The following is a 1,233-nucleotide window of genomic DNA, read 5'->3' on the forward strand; positions in this document are numbered from 1 at the left end:
ATGATGTACGCATTGTTCTTTATACGGTCGACCACCGAGTCTCCCGCAGGGCAATTGCCTAAAAGAACCGGCCAGCCATCAACAAGATACTGCGTGCAGATGATAGTGGGCTTCTTGGCTCGCGTGCGTGCATCGACGACAGCTAACAGCTCGTTTACTTCTTGGATGGTAATCGAATCGGAAAGCAACCAGTCATCCACGATAAGAAGCGGAAGTCGCTTCAGCGAGGCAATCTTCTTTTTGTGCTTCAATGGATCCGTACGAAGTACGAGCAGCTCGTCAACCATGTCGCGGTAGTTCAGATACTCCACCTTAACAAATTGACGGCACGCTGCATTGGCGAGTGCCGACCCCATGAAAGATTTTCCGCCACCAGCCGCTGCTTGTATGATGATGTTGTGGCCCTTAGAGATGTAATCGCCTGTGGCAAGGCGCGATATCAACCCAGCGTCGAGTTCGCGGTCTGAATCCATGCAAAGGTCTTCGAGGTGGGCATCGGGCTCTTCAAGATGCGCGCCCGATATGAGCCTTTCGATTTTCTCTGTCATCTTCACCGTGTAGAGATTGTCAATGAGTATTGCCGCGTATTCCTGCGCGGTCAGACCCTTCGCCTGCCCACTTCTCTCAAGCGCCTCTGCGGCTTCAATTATGGCAGTAAGCTTCAGTTTCTTTAGTTGTTCTATCGTTTGCTGCTTTAGCATAATTTTGCTGTATCCTTCCAGCTAGTAGCGGCGAATAGCCCACGGGTTGCCGCCCGCGGGATCATCGAGCTCAGTGCTTTTGGCTGTATTCTTTATCAGGGTGTTGATGGCTTTGTAGCTCGGGTTCGCCAGAATCGAGAGCGCTTTTTCGCACGCGCTCTCGATTGCTGCTGATGAATGAGATGCACGCTGCTTTAAAAGCTTTTCGCACCAGCCCCATCCTTGCTCTTCGGCGAGTCCTTCGCTTAGGAAACCTTCGATTGCCTTTGTCGTAGCAGGGCCTGTCTTAGCTGCCTCATGGCGATACCACTCGCTGTCGTGATCGAGGTAGTCGGCATGATGCTTTGCGCGGTGCTCAGGATTGGTGATCGGTCCGTCTTCGGGCGTATGCGTGCGCTGACGAGCATGAATGGCAATACGCTCGCCCTCGCAATAAACCTCGACGGCATGCGGCGTAGTGCGGACCTCGACCTCTTTGCCGACGAAGCGATGGGGAACCGAGTAGAGAACCTTATCGGCTGCGCATAAAACG

General features: G+C 53.1%; 2 protein-coding genes. Both read right to left on the reverse strand.

Going from position 1 to position 1,233, the window contains the following annotated elements:
- On the reverse strand, nucleotides 1-701 hold a 701-nt coding region (locus tag DMP08_RS12270; protein WP_123193156.1), incomplete at its 3' end, for an ATP-binding protein.
- A 21-nt stretch (nucleotides 702-722) separates the two neighbouring features.
- A partial coding sequence (locus DMP08_RS12480; RefSeq protein WP_211328440.1) for a Mu transposase domain-containing protein occupies nucleotides 723-1,233 on the reverse strand: 511 nt, incomplete at its 5' end.

Origin of the sequence: Paraeggerthella hongkongensis (assembly GCF_003726035.1) — a bacterium.
Taxonomy (GTDB): Bacteria; Actinomycetota; Coriobacteriia; order Coriobacteriales; family Eggerthellaceae; genus Paraeggerthella; species Paraeggerthella hongkongensis.